Source organism: Stenotrophomonas sp. GSD10 (genome assembly GCF_056172695.1).
This window is the reverse complement of the sequence record NZ_JAOCMC010000002.1, coordinates 1,620,410-1,638,155: the sequence shown is the minus strand read 5'-3', so window position 1 is coordinate 1,638,155 and position 17,746 is coordinate 1,620,410. Positions and strand designations below refer to the sequence as shown.

The following is a 17,746-nucleotide window of genomic DNA, read 5'->3' as shown; positions in this document are numbered from 1 at the left end:
GGCACCCTCCCTGTGGATCGATCCAAACTAAAGCACAGCTGAACCGTGCCGAGCATGCGGCGACGCAGCAAGCGGCGACGGAATGCCGTTATTGGCTACCGGTATCGAGAGCAATCAATAGGTTGCGGACTATCGCCGAGAGAGCGGCGCAGGTATGCATGACACGATTGCGACAATCACGCGCGGAACGGTTCTGTCCGCCTCAAGGACTTGCCGCACCCGGTTGATCCACGACGAAGCGGCTGTTGCGGAGCAGATAGCGGCGTGAAACATCGCTTCCGGGCCCGCTCCCCCGCCACTGGACGGTGAATCCATCCCGTTGCCAGGTAACCGAGGAAAAGTCGGACTCGTCGCCCACTTGCCCCGAGTTCTAGCTGGCCAGTGACACATTCTCAAGGCAACTGCTGATCCGTATCCTGCCGCGCTCCACGGGCTCCAGCGGCGTCACTTCGTAGACGAAGAGATGGATCTCGCGTCCAGCGCCGCAAAAGCCCATCGGGTTATCCGCGTTGGAATCGAATACCTGATACAGCGCGCGAAAACGCCTCGCCCCGATGCGATGTGCACGCGTGTCGAGGAGCGCGCTCCGCGCGGTCGGCTCAAGCCTCACACCAACCATTTCGGGGTCAACCTGCAGGTCCTTGTCGGCAGCCACCTCCCGCACCCACTCCGGTGCCTGCCCTTCACGTGCGCCGACTGCAATGGCTGGCACCGCGCAGACAAGCAGCAGAAACAATCGAAACATGCGGGAATTCGATGGCGAACGACGGTATGAACCACTATCGGCAATCACCGACTGCGCCGCCATGCGACGGCGCGCCAGCGTATGCATTTCAACGACTTGGCCTGCCCCCGAGCCGTACGAACGTGCTGTAAGCGTCACATCTTCGGCCACAACGGTGGGCGGGACCAGGCTCGGAGCCCTTCTGCGAAGGGATCCGACCCCGCGCCCAAAGAGCAGCCGAGCGTGGGCTCGGCTCTACAGAAGAAGCGGGCTAGCTTGCGCTGTCCAGCGCCTGCCGCAGTGCGGCCACGGTGGCGGTGGCGGTCTGGCTCCAGTCCGGGTCCAGACCGCGCAGGGCGGCATTCTGGAACTGCATGGCCGAGCGGCGCAGTCCCTTGGCCGAGGCGTGCAGCTCGGTGCAGCCGCTCCGTCGTGCCACGGCGCCAATGTTGGCCGGGCCCAGCCCCGCGCCAGCCATCACACTGATGCGCCCCGTCGCCTGCGCGACCAGGCCCGCCAGCACATCGGCACCCGCCTCGGCGCTGACCTCGCCCCCGAGGTCAGCACGCGCTGGCAGCCGAGCCCGATCACCTGCTCCAGCGCGGCCGGCAGATCGCGCGCGGCGTCGAAGGCGCGATGGAAGGTCACCTGCAGTGGCCCGGCGGCCTGCACCAGTTCACGGCACAGTGGCAGATCGACGTTGCCCTGCACATCCAGCGCACCGATCACCACGCCATCGCAACCCAGCGCGCGGCACTGCGCGATGTCACGCAGCATCAGTTCGGCTTCCAGCGCGTCGTAGTGGAAGTCACCCGGTCGCGGGCGCACCAGCACGAACAGCGGAATCGACAGGCGTTCGCGGGCAATCGCAATACTGGCGAACGACGGCGTAGTGCCGCCCTCGGCCAGGTTGTCGAACAGCTCGATGCGGTCGGCGCCGCCGGCCTGCGCAGCCAACGCCGAGGCCAGCGAGTTGCTGGCGATCTCCAGGGTGAGCCGCGTGCTCACGCCTGCGTGCTCGCGTAGATCGACGGCGAATCGCGCAGGTCGTCCTGGCGTTGCGCATCGCACACCGCATAGACGAAGCCGCGATGCAGCGCATACGCGCCCACCTCGCCCTGCTTGTTCATGGCCAGGAAGCACACCTGCAGGGTCCTGCTCGCTTCGGGGCGCTTGCGCACCACGCGGTCGATCGCCTCGCGGCAGGCCTGCGCCGGCGAGCGCCCCTGGCGCATCAGCTCGACCACCAGGAACGAGGCGGCGTTGCGGATCATCTCCTCACCCACGCCCGAAGCGGTCGCCGCACCCACCTCGTTATCGACATACAGGCCGGCACCGATGATCGGGCTGTCGCCGACCCGGCCGTGCAGCTTCCAGGCCATGCCACTGGTGGTGCAGGCGCCGGCCAGGTGGCCCTTGGCGTCCAGTGCCAGCATGCCGATGGTGTCGTGGTTGTCGCTGTTGCCGGGGATGCCGCGGCGCTCGGCGTTGATCTGCGGCTGGTACTTCTCGGTCTTCAGCCACTCACGCCAGGCCGCCTCGGCCTGTGGCGTGAGCAGGTGCTGGCGTTCAAAACCCTGCTGCACCGCGAACTGCTGCGCGCCCTCGCCCACCAGCAGCACATGCGGGCTGTTCTCCATCACTTTGCGGGCCACCGACACCGGATGCAGGATGTCGATCAGTGCGGCCACCGCGCCACAGCGGCCATCGCCATCCATGATGCTGGCGTCCAGGCTCAGCACGCCGTCGCGATCGGGGTTGCCGCAATGGCCGACAGTCGGGTTGCACAGTTCGCTCTCGGCCCAGCGTGCGCCGGCTTCGACCGCATCCAGCGCGCTGCCGCCGCCGGCCAACACCTTCCACGCCGCCTGGTTGGCCGGCACGCCGAAATCCCAGGTTGAAACGACCTTCGCCCCGCCCTGGCTGCGCGCCTGCACGCCCGGTAATGCTGCGATGCCTGCGGCCAGTGCGCCGGCCTGCAGGAACTGCCTGCGATCCACCATCTTCCCCTCCCAGTCTGCAATGCGCGGCCGGCCCGATGCCGGTCGCAGCGATCAGTCGTGCGTGGGTTGCCGCGCGGCATGCCAGACCGCCGCGCCGAGCACGCCCAGCTGGCCATGCTCCACCCGCCACACCGGCACCTGGCGCAGCACCTCGGTCAGCACGCCCTTGTTGAGGAAGCGCTCACGGAAGCGGCCATCGGCCAGGAAATCCTGCACATGCGCGGAGATGCCGCCGGCCAGGTACACCGAGCGCGCGCCGACGGCGATTGCCGCGTCACCGGCCAGGCTGCCCAGCCAGGCGCAGAACACCTGCAGCGTCTCGACCGCCAGCGCATCCTCACCGCTGCGGGCCGCGCCGATCAGCGCTTCGGTACTGGTCCACACCGGGGCGACGCCGCGCAGTTCACACAGGCACGGATACAGGTTCATCAGGCCGCTGCCAGACAGCACGCGCTCGTTGTCCACGTGCGCCCAGCGCTGCAGCAGCTTGCCCAGCACCTGCAGTTCCAGCGCATTGCCGGCGCCGAGCGCGGCATGGCCGATTTCGCTGGCCAGCACCGGGCGCTCGCCGTCGGCAAAGCGCAGTGCGGCGCCCAGGCCGGTGCCGGCGCCCAGCACCAGGGCCGGAAACGCGTGCGCCGGATCGGCATCGCCGTTCAGCGGCACCAGCGTGTCAGGCTGCAGGTAGGGAATGGCCAGCGCCACCGCCTCGAAATCATTGATCAGCTGCAGCTCGTGCAGCCCGGACTGCGCGCGGGTGGCCGACAGCGACACCGTCCACGGCAGGTTGGCGTTGATCAGTACATCGCCATCGAGCAGGCCGGCGATGGCGACCACCGCGGTCTGCACCGGCTGGCCGAGGCCGGCGGTGAAGTCGGCCAGGATCGCGGCCAGGCTGGGATGGTCGGCACAGGCGTAGGTGCGATAACCGCCCAGCCGCGGGGCCTGGCCGGGCTGCGTTTCGGCCAGCGCCAGGCGCGCGAAGGTGCCGCCGACATCGGCGACAACCAGGCTGCGTGGAAGCCCGCCGCGGGCGGAGTCGGAAGAAACCGGAGACGCTGCTGCGATGGTCACGCTGGCCTGCTTGGATCGATTGAATCGCCCCGATTCTCAGGCATCGGGGCGGCTTTGCCTAGCGCGCCGGTGGTTCAGGTGGGCCTACATGCCTTCCTGTTCGGCCACCTGTACGCCGTCCACCAGCACGCGCAGGCGCTGCGGACGGAACCCGGCGAACAGCAGCGGCCGGGTGCGCTCGACCAGCACTTCGTGGCCGGCGATGTGGCGCAGCCACGACTGTACCAGCGAGAACGAGAAATGCGTGCCCGGGTGCCACGGATGCTGCACCCAGACCTTCTCGGTGCCGCTCTGCAGCAGCATCGCGCCGGTGAACCAGTGACGGCTGAGCGTGACCGGCGTGGTGCCGGCCATGAAACGGATATCCATGCTGCGTCCTTTCGTGATGGGAACCGTGGGTCTGAAGTGCCGGGCTCAGGGCTGGGCCGTCTGCAGGCTGTAGCTGGTGGTGGCGGTGAACACTGCGCCGTCGGGCTGGGTCGAGCGTACTTCAACCTTGTGGCTGCCTACCGCCAGGTCGGTCGGCAGCGCGCCCCGCCACAGGTGCGGCGACGCGGTGGCTTCCGGCGAGCGGTCGTAGCCGCGCAGCGTGCTGGCCAGATCATCGGCCACGTTCTCCACCATCAGGCGCGGATCGGGCTGGCTGACCTGTTTCATCGGCTGCCAGGCGCCGCCATCGACGCGGTACTCGACCACGCTGGCGTCCTCGCCCATGTAGACGTTGGCATAGATGCCCCACGCCGGGTAGGCGCCCTGGCGCAGCACCTTGGGTGCGTGCAGGCCGATCTGTTCGCTGGCCGGCTTGCCCGCCACCCGGTAGCGCAGCGTGTAGCTCCCGTTGCCGGCCACATCCAGCAGCGCGTAACCCTTGGGCGTGCCATCGCTCATGGTGCTGTCCGGCACACCGGCGGCATCCTTCACGCCCGACCAGAAGGCGCCGCAGTTGGCACCGACGTTGTACTCGTGCAACGGCTTGTCGCCATTCCAGCCGTCGGCCTTGCCGTGGTAGACGTGCTGCTGGGTGTGGCTGTGGCCACTGAGCACCAGCACGTTGCGGAAGTCCTTGAGCAGATCGAACAGGCGCTGGCGGTCGGCATGGCGGAAGGTCTCGCGCCCCGGTGCCGCATCGAACAGCGGGATGTGCATGCCCAGCACCAGCAGGCGGTCCTTGTGCAGGCCCTTCAGGTAGCTGGCGAGGAACGCGAACTGATCCTCGCGCAGGCCGCCGACGTACTTCGGCTTGGCCTTCGGGTCATACACCACATCATCGAGGAACACGAAGCTGGCACCGCCCTCTTCCACCGCGTAGGTGTCCGGGCCATAGATGTTGCGCCAGCTGTCCAGCGAATGCTCGTCGCTGGCCGCATCGAAATCGAGGTCGTGGTTGCCCGGCACATGGAACCACGGCACGCCCAGCGAGGTGGTGACCGTGTTGATCGCCGGATACAGGGTCAGGTCATCGTTGACGATGTCACCCAGGGTGGTGCCCATGCGCGCCTTGGTCTGGCCGACCAGCGGCGCCACGATCGACTGCTGGTAGTAGCCGATGTCCTTCAGGCTGGCGGTCTGCGAATCGGTGAACACCAGCATCTGGAAACCACGGCGGCTGTCATGGCGATCCGACTGCAGGGCGAAATCCCAGTTGCGGGTGACGTCGCCGGTGGCGGCGATGCCGCCGTACTTGAGCGCCGGCGAGCCGTTCGGGCGGTAGTGGCGCCAGAACGAAGGCAGCCCATCGGCCGCCTTCGGGAAGGCGTAGGCATCGGGCTTGATCACGAATACGGTCTGGCCGTCGCGCAACGGCAGACTGTAGCTGCCGTCGGCGGCGGTCTTGACGATGGTCTCGCCATTGGAGACCTGTACCCCGGCCAGGCCCGGATCGGTGGCACCACGGCCCGGCTTGCCGTCGCGCTCCAGATAGACCTTGCCGGTGACCACGGTATCGGCGGCCCAGGCCGGCGAGGTCAGCAACAGGCAGCACAGCCAGGCGGCAGGCAGTTTCATGGGGGCGGTCCGGGAAAGAAAGACCGCCCATTGTAGAGTCGAGCTTGCTCGACTGTCTTGCAGATGGCGGGCGAGCATGCGTTGCCGGCCAGCGGCCGGCACTACCGCATGTCAACGATGGCGCTTTTCCAGCATCGCCCGCGCATCATCCAGCGACAGCCCGCGCGCGCGCAGCAGCACCAGCAGGTGATACAGCAGGTCCGAGGCCTCGCCCAGCAGCGCGTCGTCATCCTGTGCTACCGCCGCCAGCGCGGTCTCCACGCCCTCCTCGCCCACCTTCTGCGCGATGCGGCGGATACCGCCTTCGAACAGGCTCGTGGTGTAGCTGCCGGCGGGCCGCTGCGCATCGCGCACCGCCACCAGCTGGTTCAGCCCGCCCAGGAAATCCTTCGGTGCCCCGTCGAAGCAGCTCTCCGCGCCGGTATGACAGGTCGGCCCGGCCGGGCGCGCCACCACCAGCAGCGAATCAGCATCGCAGTCGACATGGATCGACTGCACCACCAGCACGTTGCCGGACTGCTCGCCTTTGGTCCACAGCCGCTGCTTGCTGCGGCTGAAGAAGGTCATGTGACCGATCGCCAGGGTGGCCGCCAGCGACTCCGCGCTGACGTAGCCCAGCATCAGCACCTGCAGGGTATCGACGTCCTGCACCACCGCCGGCAGCAGGCCTTCGCCCTTGCCCCAGTCCAGTGTCTGCAGTGCGTCCAATGACGGCTTGATCTCAATAGACATCCCGCACCTCGATCTGTTGCTCGCGCAGGTAGCGCTTCAAGTCCGCAATGGCAATCGCGCCGCTGTGGAACACGCTGGCGGCCAGCGCGCCATCCACATCGGCCTGATCAAACGCTTCAGCAAAGTGCTCCATCGTGCCGGCGCCACCGGAGGCGATCAGCGGCACCTGGCACAGTGCCCGCGCCTGCTGCAGCTGCGCGACATCGTAGCTGCGGCGCACGCCGTCGCTGTCCATGCAGTTCAACACGATCTCGCCGGCGCCACGGCGCTGCGCTTCGACGATCCAGTCCAGGGTGCGCAATGGCACCGCCTGGGTCTTGTCCGGATCGCCGCTGAAGCGGCGCACCCGCCATTGCCCGTCGGCCTCGCGCACCGAATCGACGCCCACCACCACACACTGCACGCCGAATTCGTCGGCCAGTTCGGTGATCAGCTCGGGGCGCCCCAACGCCGGTGAATTGATCGAGACCTTGTCGGCACCGGCGAACAACACGCGACGTGCGGTTTCCACGCTGTCGATGCCACCGGCCACGCAGAACGGAATGTCGATCAGCCGGGCGATGCGCTCGATCCATTCCACATCCACCGAACGTGCCTCGGGGCTGGCGCCGATGTCATAGAACACCAGCTCGTCGGCGCCCTGGTCGCGGTAGCGCTGCGCCAGTTCGGCGATGTCGCCCATGTCGACGTGATCGCGGAAGCGCACGCCCTTGACGACGCGGCCATCGCGTACATCCAGGCAGGGAATGATGCGGCGGCTCAACATGCCAGCGCCTCGCCCAGGTCCATGCGCTGCTCCAGCAGCGCCTTGCCGAGGATCGCACCGCCGCAGCCCGCCGCGCGGGCCTCGGCGACGTCGGCCACGTCACGGATGCCACCGGAGGCCTGCACCGCCACGCCCGGCAGCAGTGCCGACAGGTGCTGGTAGAGGCTGATGTTGGGCCCGGCCAGCATGCCGTCACGGGCGATGTCGGTGCACAGCAGATGACGCATGCCGGCGCGCGCGTAGCGCTGGGCCAGATCATCCAGCGTCACCCCGGCGTTCTCGGTCCAGCCGTGCACCGGCAGCTGCCATTGCCCCTGCGCGTCCTGGCGTGCATCGAGTGCAAGGGTGATGCGTTCAGCGCCGAATTCCTCCAGCCAGCCGACCACTTCGTCGGGGCGGCGCACCGCCAGCGAACCGACCACGACGCGGTGGGCGCCGGCATCGAGAATACGCGCCACATCATCACGGCCGCGCACGCCGCCACCGGTCTGCACCTGCAGCGGCGTGTTCGCGCGGATCGCCGCCAGCAGCGGCGCCAGCGTATAGCCGCCGGCACGCGCGGCATCCAGGTCGACCAGATGCATCCACTGCGCGCCCTGTGCGGCGAACGCCTGCGCGCGCGGCAATGGATCGTCGCCATAGGAGGTTTCCTGCGCGTAGTCGCCCTGCCGCAGCCGCACCACACGGCCATCGCGGATATCCAGTGCGGGGTAGACGATGAAACTCATGCAACGGTGCCCTCGAGAAAATTGCGCAGCATCAGCGAACCGGTGTCGCCGGAACGTTCGGGATGGAACTGCGCGCCGTAGTAGCGCCCCTGCTCCACCACGGCAGTGAACAGGCCGCCGTGATCGCAGGCGGCCACAGTGTGGCTGTTCAGGGGGCCGCATAGCTGTGCACAAAGTAGGCGCTGGCGCGCTCCGGAACGCCGCGCAGCAGCAATGACTCGCGCAGCGGCAGCAGCCGGTTCCAGCCCATGTGCGGCACGCGGATGCCGCAGGCCGGTACCAGTTTGCGTACCACGCCGGGAATCAACCCCAGCGTTTCCACGCCGGCTTCCTCGGATCGCTCGAACAACAGCTGCATGCCCAGGCAGATGCCCATCAGCGGCACTTCAAGCCGCTGCAGCGGCTCGACCAGGCCCTGCGCATGCAGGCGCTGCATGCCCGGGCCTGCGGCGCCGACGCCGGGCAGGATCACCCGCTGCGCGCCGACCAGTCCATCGGCATCACGCACCAGCCGCACGCTCGCGCCCAACCGCTCCAGTGCATAGCGCACCGAGCCCAGGTTGGCACCGCCGGCATCGATCAACGCGACATCACTCATAGCGCACCCTTGGTGCTCGGCAGCGCCGTGCCCTGGCGGGCCAGCGCCGGACGCAGTGCGCGGGCCAAGGCCTTGAAGCAGGCCTCGACCTTGTGGTGGTCGTTCTCCCCGCGTACCTGCAGGTTGAGGTTCAGCCCGCTGGCATCGCACAGCGAGCGGAAGAAATGCGGCACCAGCTCGGTCGGCATATCGCCCACCCGCTCGCGCTTGAACTCGCCGTCGAACACGAAGTACGGGCGGCCGCTGAAATCCAGTGCAGCGCTGGCCAGGGTTTCATCCATCGGCAGGGTGAAGCCATAGCGACCGATGCCGCGCTTGTCGCCCAGCGCCTCACGCAGCGCCTGGCCCAGCGCCAGGCCGGTATCCTCGATGGTGTGGTGCTCGTCGATGTGCAGGTCACCCTCGGCCTGGATGTCCAGAGCGAAGCCGCCGTGCTTGCCGATCTGCTCCAGCATGTGGTCGAAGAATGGCAGGCCGGTGGAGATGCGTGCATCGCCTGCGCGATCCAGGTCCAGTTCGACGCGGATCTTCGTCTCTTTCGTATTGCGCTGGACCACGGCGGTGCGCGGCGCGTCGGCCAGCGCGTGGGCGATGCCCGGCCAGTCCCACTGGCCACCAAACTGTTCGGTGCGCAGCTGGAAACCGCGAATGTTGAGGTTGTCGGCGAACTGCAGGTCGGTGATGCGGTCCCCCACCATGCCCGAACGCGCCCAGTCGATGCTGCGGTCCTGCAGGTAGGCAGTCATCAGGCCGATGCCCGGCTTGCGGGTCGGCGCATTGTCCTGCGGCCAGCTGCAATCGATCAGTACGTCACGGAAAGTGATGCCCTGGCTCTCGAAGATCTGAAGCATCAGCTCGTTGGGGCCATCGAAGCTGGCGCGCGGGTAGCTGTCGCTGCCCAGGCCATCCTGGTTGGTGACGATCACGAACTGGTAGCCGGCATCGCGCAGTTTCAGCAGTGCCGGGATCACCTGCGGCACGAAGCGCAGCTTCTCGTAGGTGTCGATCTGGAAGTCCGCTGGCTCCTCGATGAGGGTGCCGTCGCGGTCGATGAACAGGATCGGGGTCATGCTGCGGCCCTCCGCGCCGACAGGGCCGCGAGTACGCGGTCATTCTCTTCAGGGCTGCCGATGCTGATGCGCAGCGCATCACCCAGCTGCGGTGCGGCGCGCTGGTCGCGCACCACCACGCCTGCAGCCAGCAGCGCATCGAACGTGGCCTGGGCATCGGTGAAGCGGACCAGCAGGTAGTTGCCGGCCGAGGCATACACCTGGCGCACTCCAGGCAGGCCTGGCAGTGCCGCGCGTAGTCGTTCGCGCTCTGCGATGACCGTGGCCACGCGCTCGGCGGTACGCGCCAGCGCCGCCGGTTGCAGTGCCTGCACGGCCAGTTCGGCGCACGGGGTCGGCACTGGATAGGGCGCCTGGCAGCGGCGCAGCACGGCAATCAGTTCCGGTGCTGCGATCAGGGTGCCGATGCGCGCAGCGGCAAGAGCGTGCGCCTTCGACAGCGTGCGCAGCACCGCGAGATTGGCGTGCGCGGCCAGCAGCGTGGTTGCCGAGGCACGTCCGGCATACTCCACGTAGGCCTCGTCCACCACCACCAGTGCCTGCCCGCGCAACGCCGTGGCCACGCGCTCGATCTCGTCCAGGCTGATATCGCTGCCGCCCGGGTTGGACGGTGCGCACAGGAACACCAGCTTGGCGTTGCTCGCCTTGGCGGTATCGATCACCGCATCCAGATCGGCACGCAGGCCATCCTCGCTGTCCACCAGCGGCGCTTCAATCAGTGTGGCGCCCTGCAGGCGTGCGCAGACCGCGTACATGCCGAACACCGGCGGCGTGACCAGCACGCCATCGCGACCCGGCACGCACAGCGCACGTACCAGCAGATCAATGGCTTCATCGCTGCCGCGACCGATCAGCAGCTGCTGTGGCGTCACGCCGTACAACGCCGCCAGTCCTTCGCGCAGCGCGAGCGGTTGCGGCTCCGGATAGCGCCGGCTGCTGCCTGCGGCATCAGCGGGATTGGCCCAGGCCGATTCGTTGGCGTTCAACCAGACCTCACCCTGCACCGCCGCACTACGCGCCGAACTGTAGCCGGCGAAGGCCTGCAGATCGGGGCGTACCAATGCCAGCACATCATCAATGGCGGCGCTCATGCGGCCACCTCCATGCGCAGTGCCACCGCACGCTCGTGCGCATCCAGGCCCTCGGCGCGGGCGATGATGCGCGCGCAGCCGCCGATCGCGGCCAGCCCGGCAGCACTGGCGCTCTGCACGCTGATCAGGTTCTGGAAGCTGGCGACGCTGACACCGCTGTAGGCACGCGCGGCGCCGGCGGTGGGCAGCACGTGGTTGGTGCCGCTGCAATAGTCCCCAGCGCTTCAGGCGTGTAATCGCCCAGGAACACCGAGCCCGCAGCCTGCACCTGCGGCAACCAGTCGCGCGGCTCGCGCAGCGCCAGGATCAAGTGCTCAGGTGCATAGCGGTTGCTGATCGCGAACGCCTCACCCAGGGTGCCGACCTGGATCAGACGCGATGCCGACAAGGCCTGACGCGCAATCTGCTGTCGTGGCAGCAGCGAGACCTGGCGCTCCACCTCCGCCTCGACCGCCGCCAGCATCGCGGCATCGTCGGTCAACAGCAGCACCTGCGAATCCGGGCCGTGCTCGGCCTGCGACAGCAGGTCGGCCGCAACGAACGCCGGGTTCGCGCCGGCATCGGCAATCACCAGCACTTCGGAGGGACCGGCCGGCATATCGATGGCGGCGGCGCCGTCCTGCGCGACCTGCTGCTTGGCTTCGGTGACGAAGCTGTTGCCCGGCCCGAACAGCTTGTCGCAGGCGGGAATGCTGTCGGTGCCATAGGCCATCGCGGCAATGGCCTGCGCACCGCCGAGCTTGAACACCCGCTGCACACCGGTCAGCCGCGCGGCCACCAGTACCGCCGGATCGGCCGTGCCATCGGCACGCGGCGGCGTGCACAGCACCACCTGCGGGCAGCCGGCCAGCTGCGCCGGCACGCCCAGCATCAGCGCCGTGGACGGCAGCGGCGCGCTGCCCGCCGGCACGTACAGGCCGACCCGGCCGATCGGCCGCAGCATGCGTTCGCAGACCACACCCGGCGCCGTTTCCACCGCGTAGCCCTGGCCCATGCCGGCCTTGTGGAAGCGCGTGATGCGATCGGCAGCTTCGACCATCGCCTGGCGCAGTTCGGCGGGTACCGCCGCTTCGGCGGCCACGAATTCGGCGTTCGACACTTCGAAAGACGCCAGCTCCACCCCATCGAAGCGCGCGGTGATCGCACGCAGCGCGTCGTCGCCCTGCGCGCGCACCTGTGCGATCAGCGACGCCACCGCATCGCGGGTCTGCTGGGCCACGGTCTGCACCGGGCGGGTCAAGGCCTCGGTGCGCGCGGCGTCATCAAGTTGCGACCAGATCAGACGATTCATGCCAGCGACCGCTCCACGCTCAATACCATCAGGCCCTGCGCACCGGCGCGCTCGAGTTCCTCCATGCGCTGCCAGCTCAGCGGGCCGGGGCACATGGTCTGCAGGCGCAGCGCGCCGCCATCGGCCGGCAGCCGCACCAGCGGTTCGGCATCGGCCAGCAACTGCGCCAACGCATCCACGCGATCCTCGCTGGCGCGGAACATCAGCAGCTTGCGGTCCTGGCGCTGCACCACGCCGTCGAGGCGGCGCAACAGCATCGCGCGCAGCGACGCACGCGCATCGTCCGGCACGCGTACCGCGCCGGCCAGCACCGCCTCGCTGTCGAGCAGGTTGTGCACTGGAGTCAGCTGGTTGGCGCGCAGCGTGGCGCCGCTGGACACCAGATCGCAGATCAGGTCGGCGGTGCCCAGCCGCGGAGCGATCTCCACCGAACCGGACAGTTCCACCACCTGTGCGTCCACGCCCTGTTCGGCCAGCCACTGCTTGAGGATGGCCGGGTAGCTGGTGGCAATGCGGGTGCCGGCCAGCTGCGCCGGCCCCTGCCACTGCCATTCCTCGGGCACCGCCAGCATCAGCCGGCACTGGCCGAAGCCCAGCCCGCGCAGCGCCTGGTAAGCATCCGGCAGGCCAATCTGGCGGCGTGCGGCGGCCTGCTCGTCCAGCTCGTTGCGGCCGACGATGCCGAGATCGCAGACGCCGTCGGCAATCAGCCCGGGGATATCGTCGTCGCGCACCAGCAGCAGGTCCACCGGCAGCGATTCGCCGTAGCAGAACAGCTTGTCGCGGCTTTCGCGCCAGCTCAGGCCACAGGCGCTGAGCAGGTTGCGGGCGGGCTCGGCCAGCCGGCCACTCTTCTGGATGGCGATACGCAGCCGGTCTCGCGCCGGCGCTGCCTGGGTTGCACTCATAGGGGAGGTCTCGAAGTTCGGAACGGGGCGCGGGTCAGCGCGCAGCAAGGCGGTCGATGGCGGCGGCATAGCCTCGATGGCCATGCTCGAGCGTGCGCGCCACCCGTCCGGTGGTGGTCACGCTGACACCCGTGCGCTCGTGGATCTCGCGGTACGGCACGCCCTGCTGCAGCAGCGGCACCACCTTCCAGCGGTCGGCCATGGCTTCCAGCTCGGCCGGCGTGCACAGGTCACGCAGGAAAGCCTCGACCTGCTCCGGCTCGCGCAGGGCGGCAAAGGCCTGGGCCAGGGCGTGCAGGTCGGCCTTCGGGTCTTTGGCGGCAATCTCGGGGCGGGCTTTCATGGGGTCGTGCTCATGCATCAATGTAATAGCGCGTTAGTACATTAACGCATTCTTGCGCAGTGCGTCAAATCGGGGGTTGCGGGCAGGGCTGCGCCATGCACCCGCCAACGTCAACGTCAACGGCAAGAGCTGGGCTGCTGAGGGTTGGCGGGGTGGGTCCGGTTGAGGGGACGGCGTAAATACGTCCATGTAGCCTCGGTCGCGCCATCCATGGCGCTCACGCCCCCTCAACCGGACCCACCCCGCCTTCGACAGTTGGCCGCGCTCTGCTGGATCTCGCTGGGAACTGATCAGGAACGGCTTTTGCAGAGTCGAGCCATGCTCGACTGCGCTTCGTCCGCAAACGCAGAACGCCCGCCAAAGGGCGAGCGTTTTTCTTTCAAATCATCAACTTGTCGCCACTCAAGGCGTCAGGCAGCGCACCTCGGCCTGCAGCGCACCGCGGCGCAGGCACTCGCCCAACAGGCTGCCCTGCCGGCTCGGCAGGGGCTGGATGTTTTCCAGCGCACCCGCGCCCGCCGGGCACTTCCGCGCGGCCAGGGCCCGCAGGTCGCCTTCCAGATGCGCGCGGTCGATCACGTGGCAGCGATCGACCTGCAACCGGTACTGTGCCGGGCCGATCCGCGCCGCATGCAGCGCCGGATCGCTCTGACAGCCCGCCAGCAGGAGCACGAGAAGCACTCCTGCGGCGGTGCGCATCACGCCATCGCCTTCGACTGTTCCAGCTCCACCTGCAGAGCGCTGGCCAGCTCGTCGCGGGAGATTTCGAACTGCTGTTCACGTAGCAGGTCCTTCACCGCCACCACGCCACGGGCCAGCTCGTCCTCACCGGCCAGCACCACGAAGCGGATGCCCGCCTTGGCCGCGTACTGGAACTGCTTGCCGATCTTCTTCGGCTCCATCTGCACTTCAGTGTTGATGCCACCGCTGCGCAGGCGGCGGGCGATGTCCAGCGACTGCGCCATGCCCTGCTCGTCCATCAGCGCCACCAGCGCCTGCACGCTGCTGGCCTCGATGCCGTCGATCAGGCCGGCTTCGCGCAGCTGCCAGAACAGGCGCGACAGGCCGATGGAGATGCCCACGCCTGGCAGCTTCGACTTGCTGTAGTGGCTGGCCAGGTCTTCATAACGGCCGCCCGAGCAGATCGAGCCGATCTGCGGGTGATCGGTGAGCGTGGTCTCGTACACGGTGCCGGTGTAGTAATCCAGGCCGCGCGCGATCGAGAAATTCAGGCAGTACGCGCTTTCCGGCACGCCCAGCGCCTGCACCAGCTGCAGCACTTCGCGCAACTCGGCAACGCCGGTACGCAGCGTCTCCGACGACGCCGCACCGGCCTCCAGCGCGGCCAGCTGCGCCAGTGCATCGTCGTGCCCCTGCGAACGCACAGCCACGAAGGCCAGGATCTTCTCGACCTGTTCGGCCGGGATTTCAAAGCCCTCGCCCACCAGCGTCTCGCGCACGTAATCGGCGCCGCGCTTGTCCAGCTTGTCCACTTCCCGCAGCACCGCCAGCTGGCGCTCGCCTTCTGCCACGCCCAGGCTTTCGAAGAAGCCTCGCATCAGCTTGCGGTTGTTCAACTGGATGCTGAAGTCACCGATGCGCAGTTCCGAGAACACCGCATGGATCACCGCCAGCACTTCGGCGTCATAGCGCACGCTCAGGCTGTCCTTGCCGATCACATCGATGTCGCACTGGTAGAACTCGCGGAAGCGGCCGCGCTGGGCACGCTCACCGCGGTACACGCGCTGCATCTGGTAGCGGCGGAACGGGAAGGTCAGCTCGTGCTCGTGCTCGGCCACGTAGCGTGCCAGCGGCACGGTCAGGTCGAAGCGCAGTGCCATTTCCGGCAGCGAGCGGTCACCGGACTCGGCGGCGTTGGCCAGCGCACCGGTGGACTGCACGAAATACACCTGGCGCTCGGTTTCACCGCCGGACTTGGTCAGCAGCACGTCGGACAGCTCGAACACCGGCGTCTCCACCGGCAGGAACCCGAAGCGCTCGTAGTTGCGACGGATCACGTCCAGCATGCGCTGGAACGCAATCTGCTCGCGCGGCAGCAGTTCAAGGGTGCCGGGCGGGGTACGGGGCTTGATCACGGGCGGAACTCCTGCTGGAACGGGACGTGGGAGGGGGCGACATTCTAGCGCCCCGCAGCGCTCAGCCGCCGATAGGGGGCCGCAAGGCCGCATGAAGTATCATAAAGGCCTCCCCGCCCGTGATACGCCCCCGCAACATGTCCCGGCCTTCCGGCGCTCCGCCCGCCACCCCCGATCCCGCCTCGCCGTCCTGCACCACGCTGGACTGCCTGCATTGCTCGGTCCGCCACCTTGCGGTGTGCTCGGCGCTGTCGCCCGATGAAGTGCAGGCGCTGGAACAGGTCACCCATTCGCAGCAGATCACCCTGGGCAGTACGCTGGCCCGCAGCGGCGAAGAGCGCCAGCATGTCTATACATTGACCGCCGGGGCGCTGCGCCTGGTGCGCACCCTGGCCGATGGCCGCCGCCAGATCAGTGGATTCGTGTTGCCGGGCGATTATCTGGGCCTGAGTGGCAGCGACCACCATCGCTACGATATCGAAGCCATCGCCGACAGCCGCGTGTGCCGCGTCGCGCTGCCGCAGATGAAAGCGCTGCGCAGCCGCTTCCCGCACCTGGAGCGCAAGCTGCTGCAACGCGCCTGCCAGGAACTGGATGCGGCGCAGGACGCCGCGCTGGCGCTGGCCCGGCTGCAGCCGGCGGAGAAGGTGGCCGATTTCCTGCTGCGCCTGGCCGCACGCGAAGCCCGGCTTGGCGGCAACGGACTGCGCGTGTCGCTGCCGATGGGGCGTGGTGACATTGCCGACCATCTGGGCCTGACCATGGAAACGGTCAGCCGCACCTTCACCAAGCTGCGCCAGCAGGGCTGATCGCCCTGCCCCACCTGAACGTGGTGGAGATCCTCGACGAGGACGGATTGCGCGGGCTGGCCGGTGAAGGGTTGATCTGACCACAGTATGGTGGGTTAGGTTGCCGGCCAGCGGCCGGCACTACCGGGCGGCGTCCATCCGGTCGCGCCCAACCGCGCTGCATCCTTCTGGTAGTGCCGGCCGCTGGCCGGCAACCCCGGACATCCTCGATCAACGCAACAACACCTCGCGCAACGCCGCGTAATCGGCCGCCAATGGTTCGGCGTGCGCCGGCCGCTGCAACAACGCCTCCAGCGCCGGCGGCACCGCCACCGTTTCGCCGATCAACGGCTCCACCACCGCCTCGAACTTGGCCGGATGCGCGGTGGCCACCACCGCCCAGTCGCCCTTGGCGCCGCGCGCACGCAGGTCCTGCAGTACCTTCACCGCCGTCGCCGTGTGCGGACAGAACAGCTCGCCGCGGCTGGCATGCGCGCTGGCAATCGTGGCACGGATGGTCACATCATCCACCGCGAATGCACGGAACGCCGCGCGCAGTTCGGCATCGTCGCCGTGGTAGAGCCAGCGCAGCCGCTCGAAGTTGCTCGGCGCGCCCACGTCCATCGCATTGGCCACGGTCGCCACACTGGCCTGCGGCTGGTAGTCGCCGCCATTGAAGTACGCCGGCAGCACGGCATTGGCATTGGTCGCCAGCACGATCTGGCCGATCGGCACGCCCAGCGCGCGCGCCAGCACTGCGGCCATCGCATTGCCGAGGTTGCCGGTCGGCACCACCAGGTTGAGCCGGCGCCGGGTCTGAGCATGATGGGTCAGTGCCGCATGTGCGTAGTAACTCATCTGCGGCAGCAGGCGGCCCAGACTGATGCTGTTGGCCGAGCTCAGCGGCACCTGTGCCTGTAGTTCGCGGTCGGCCAGCGCCTGCTTGACCATGGCCTGGCAGTCGTCGAACGCACCGGCCACGCGCAGGGCCACGATGTTGTCGCCGAAGCAGCCAAGCTGATGCGCCTGCCGGGGCGACACGCGGCCATCCGGATACAGCACCACCACGCGCACACCAGGCTGGCGATGGAACGCCGCCGCCACCGCGGCACCGGTATCGCCGGAGGTGGCAACGACAATCGTCAGGTCGCGATCCTGGCCGGCCTGCAGCCGCGACAGCGTGCCCGCCAGGAAGCGCGCACCGATGTCCTTGAACGCGGCGGTCGGCCCATGGAACAGCTCCAGCACATGATCGCCGCCGCCAAGCGGACGCAGCGGCACCGGGAAATCGAAGGCCTCACCGCAGATTGACGGCAGCGCGGACGCCAGCGCATCGCCGGCAAAGAACGGCGCCAGAAGATCAGCTGCGGTCTCGGCCAGTGTCGCGCCCGCGTGCAGTTCACGCGCAGCCGGCAGCGTCCCGGGCACATACAGGCCGCCATCGGGCGCCAATCCAGCGGCGATGGCCGCACTGAGGCCGACGGCCGGCGATTGGCCACGGGTCGAAACGAATTGCATGGGTTCGGTATC

At 68.1% G+C, this 17,746-nt stretch carries 15 protein-coding genes and 4 pseudogenes; 1 reads left to right on the top strand and 18 read right to left on the bottom strand.

The annotated features are described in order from the left end of the window. Positions 1-370 precede the first annotated feature (370 nt). From N4G47_RS07890 to hisS, 17 genes and pseudogenes are all read right to left on the bottom strand, one after another. Positions 371-832 carry a hypothetical protein gene (locus N4G47_RS07890; RefSeq protein ID WP_475286303.1) on the bottom strand — a complete coding sequence of 154 codons (462 nt, stop codon included), beginning with the start codon at positions 830-832 and terminating at the stop codon, positions 371-373. Between the two features lie 163 nt (positions 833-995). Continuing rightward, positions 996-1,732 (bottom strand): annotated as a pseudogene (locus tag N4G47_RS07885) (copper homeostasis protein CutC). Then, positions 1,729-2,727 (bottom strand): glycosylasparaginase, encoded by a 999-nt coding sequence (locus N4G47_RS07880; protein ID WP_475286301.1) that lies wholly within the window; start codon positions 2,725-2,727, stop codon positions 1,729-1,731. Before N4G47_RS07880 ends, N4G47_RS07885 begins: the two are co-directional and overlap by 4 nt. A gap of 51 nt (positions 2,728-2,778) precedes the next feature. After that, positions 2,779-3,801, bottom strand: a complete 1,023-nt coding sequence (locus N4G47_RS07875) for a glucokinase (protein WP_107232414.1) — start codon at positions 3,799-3,801, stop codon at positions 2,779-2,781. Positions 3,802-3,885: 84 nt separating this feature from the next. Beyond that, positions 3,886-4,170 (bottom strand): hypothetical protein, encoded by a 285-nt coding sequence (locus N4G47_RS07870; RefSeq protein WP_475286299.1) that lies wholly within the window; start codon positions 4,168-4,170, stop codon positions 3,886-3,888. 45 nt (positions 4,171-4,215) lie between these two features. Next, the gene (locus N4G47_RS07865; RefSeq protein ID WP_475286297.1) at positions 4,216-5,805 is read right to left on the bottom strand and encodes a calcineurin-like phosphoesterase C-terminal domain-containing protein; all 1,590 of its coding nucleotides are present in this window, start codon (positions 5,803-5,805) and stop codon (positions 4,216-4,218) included. A gap of 111 nt (positions 5,806-5,916) precedes the next feature. Continuing rightward, complete coding sequence (gene hisIE, locus N4G47_RS07860) at positions 5,917-6,537, bottom strand: bifunctional phosphoribosyl-AMP cyclohydrolase/phosphoribosyl-ATP diphosphatase HisIE (RefSeq protein WP_475286295.1); 621 nt, start codon at positions 6,535-6,537, stop codon at positions 5,917-5,919. Then, positions 6,527-7,303, bottom strand: a complete 777-nt coding sequence (gene hisF, locus N4G47_RS07855; protein ID WP_475286293.1) for an imidazole glycerol phosphate synthase subunit HisF — start codon at positions 7,301-7,303, stop codon at positions 6,527-6,529. The genes hisIE and hisF overlap by 11 nt, the downstream gene beginning before the upstream one ends. After that, positions 7,297-8,031 carry a 1-(5-phosphoribosyl)-5-[(5-phosphoribosylamino)methylideneamino]imidazole-4-carboxamide isomerase gene (gene hisA, locus N4G47_RS07850; protein ID WP_107232410.1) on the bottom strand — a complete coding sequence of 245 codons (735 nt, stop codon included), beginning with the start codon at positions 8,029-8,031 and terminating at the stop codon, positions 7,297-7,299. The genes hisF and hisA overlap by 7 nt, the downstream gene beginning before the upstream one ends. Then, positions 8,028-8,629: pseudogene (gene hisH, locus N4G47_RS07845) on the bottom strand (imidazole glycerol phosphate synthase subunit HisH). Before hisH ends, hisA begins: the two are co-directional and overlap by 4 nt. Then, a complete protein-coding gene (gene hisB, locus N4G47_RS07840) occupies positions 8,626-9,699 on the bottom strand; it encodes a bifunctional histidinol-phosphatase/imidazoleglycerol-phosphate dehydratase HisB (protein ID WP_475286291.1) in 1,074 nt (357 codons plus the stop codon). Before hisB ends, hisH begins: the two are co-directional and overlap by 4 nt. Continuing rightward, positions 9,696-10,790 (bottom strand): histidinol-phosphate transaminase, encoded by a 1,095-nt coding sequence (gene hisC, locus N4G47_RS07835; protein WP_475286289.1) that lies wholly within the window; start codon positions 10,788-10,790, stop codon positions 9,696-9,698. Before hisC ends, hisB begins: the two co-directional genes overlap by 4 nt. Next, positions 10,787-12,081 (bottom strand): annotated as a pseudogene (gene hisD, locus N4G47_RS07830) (histidinol dehydrogenase). Before hisD ends, hisC begins: the two are co-directional and overlap by 4 nt. Further along, a complete protein-coding gene (gene hisG / locus N4G47_RS07825) occupies positions 12,078-12,989 on the bottom strand; it encodes an ATP phosphoribosyltransferase (RefSeq protein WP_010482592.1) in 912 nt (303 codons plus the stop codon). The pseudogene hisD and the gene hisG overlap by 4 nt, the downstream one beginning before the upstream one ends. Positions 12,990-13,023: 34 nt before the next feature. After that, positions 13,024-13,332, bottom strand: coding sequence for a YerC/YecD family TrpR-related protein (locus N4G47_RS07820; RefSeq protein WP_249844180.1), 309 nt, complete (start codon positions 13,330-13,332; stop codon positions 13,024-13,026). A 402-nt stretch (positions 13,333-13,734) separates the two neighbouring features. Next, positions 13,735-14,031, bottom strand: a complete 297-nt coding sequence (locus N4G47_RS07815; RefSeq protein ID WP_475286286.1) for a hypothetical protein — start codon at positions 14,029-14,031, stop codon at positions 13,735-13,737. Continuing rightward, positions 14,031-15,428, bottom strand: coding sequence for a histidine--tRNA ligase (hisS, locus tag N4G47_RS07810; RefSeq protein ID WP_475286284.1), 1,398 nt, complete (start codon positions 15,426-15,428; stop codon positions 14,031-14,033). Before hisS ends, N4G47_RS07815 begins: the two co-directional genes overlap by 1 nt. 137 nt (positions 15,429-15,565) lie before the next feature. Between hisS and N4G47_RS07805 the strand changes: the two are divergent. Then, a pseudogene (locus N4G47_RS07805) lies at positions 15,566-16,317 on the top strand (Crp/Fnr family transcriptional regulator). A gap of 130 nt (positions 16,318-16,447) precedes the next feature. On the opposite strand, the gene thrC reads toward N4G47_RS07805, so the two are convergent. Next, the gene (gene thrC, locus N4G47_RS07800; RefSeq protein WP_475286282.1) at positions 16,448-17,734 is read right to left on the bottom strand and encodes a threonine synthase; all 1,287 of its coding nucleotides are present in this window, start codon (positions 17,732-17,734) and stop codon (positions 16,448-16,450) included. Between the last annotated feature and the right edge of the window lie 12 nt (positions 17,735-17,746).

Excerpts from the sequence above, each read along its gene's own strand:
- N4G47_RS07880 (WP_475286301.1), bottom strand. The coding sequence starts at position 2,727 with ATGGTGGATCGCAGGCAGTTCCTGCAGGCCGGCGCACTGGCCGCAGGC.
- N4G47_RS07815 (WP_475286286.1), bottom strand. The coding sequence starts at position 14,031 with ATGCGCACCGCCGCAGGAGTGCTTCTCGTGCTCCTGCTGGCGGGCTGT.
- N4G47_RS07890 (WP_475286303.1), bottom strand. The coding sequence starts at position 832 with ATGCATACGCTGGCGCGCCGTCGCATGGCGGCGCAGTCGGTGATTGCC.
- N4G47_RS07820 (WP_249844180.1), bottom strand. The coding sequence starts at position 13,332 with ATGAAAGCCCGCCCCGAGATTGCCGCCAAAGACCCGAAGGCCGACCTG.
- hisB (WP_475286291.1), bottom strand. The coding sequence starts at position 9,699 with ATGACCCCGATCCTGTTCATCGACCGCGACGGCACCCTCATCGAGGAG.
- thrC (WP_475286282.1), bottom strand. The coding sequence starts at position 17,734 with ATGCAATTCGTTTCGACCCGTGGCCAATCGCCGGCCGTCGGCCTCAGT.
- N4G47_RS07865 (WP_475286297.1), bottom strand. The coding sequence starts at position 5,805 with ATGAAACTGCCTGCCGCCTGGCTGTGCTGCCTGTTGCTGACCTCGCCG.
- hisA (WP_107232410.1), bottom strand. The coding sequence starts at position 8,031 with ATGAGTTTCATCGTCTACCCCGCACTGGATATCCGCGATGGCCGTGTG.
- N4G47_RS07870 (WP_475286299.1), bottom strand. The coding sequence starts at position 4,170 with ATGGATATCCGTTTCATGGCCGGCACCACGCCGGTCACGCTCAGCCGT.
- hisIE (WP_475286295.1), bottom strand. The coding sequence starts at position 6,537 with ATGTCTATTGAGATCAAGCCGTCATTGGACGCACTGCAGACACTGGAC.
- hisG (WP_010482592.1), bottom strand. The coding sequence starts at position 12,989 with ATGAGTGCAACCCAGGCAGCGCCGGCGCGAGACCGGCTGCGTATCGCC.
- hisC (WP_475286289.1), bottom strand. The coding sequence starts at position 10,790 with ATGAGCGCCGCCATTGATGATGTGCTGGCATTGGTACGCCCCGATCTG.
- hisF (WP_475286293.1), bottom strand. The coding sequence starts at position 7,303 with ATGTTGAGCCGCCGCATCATTCCCTGCCTGGATGTACGCGATGGCCGC.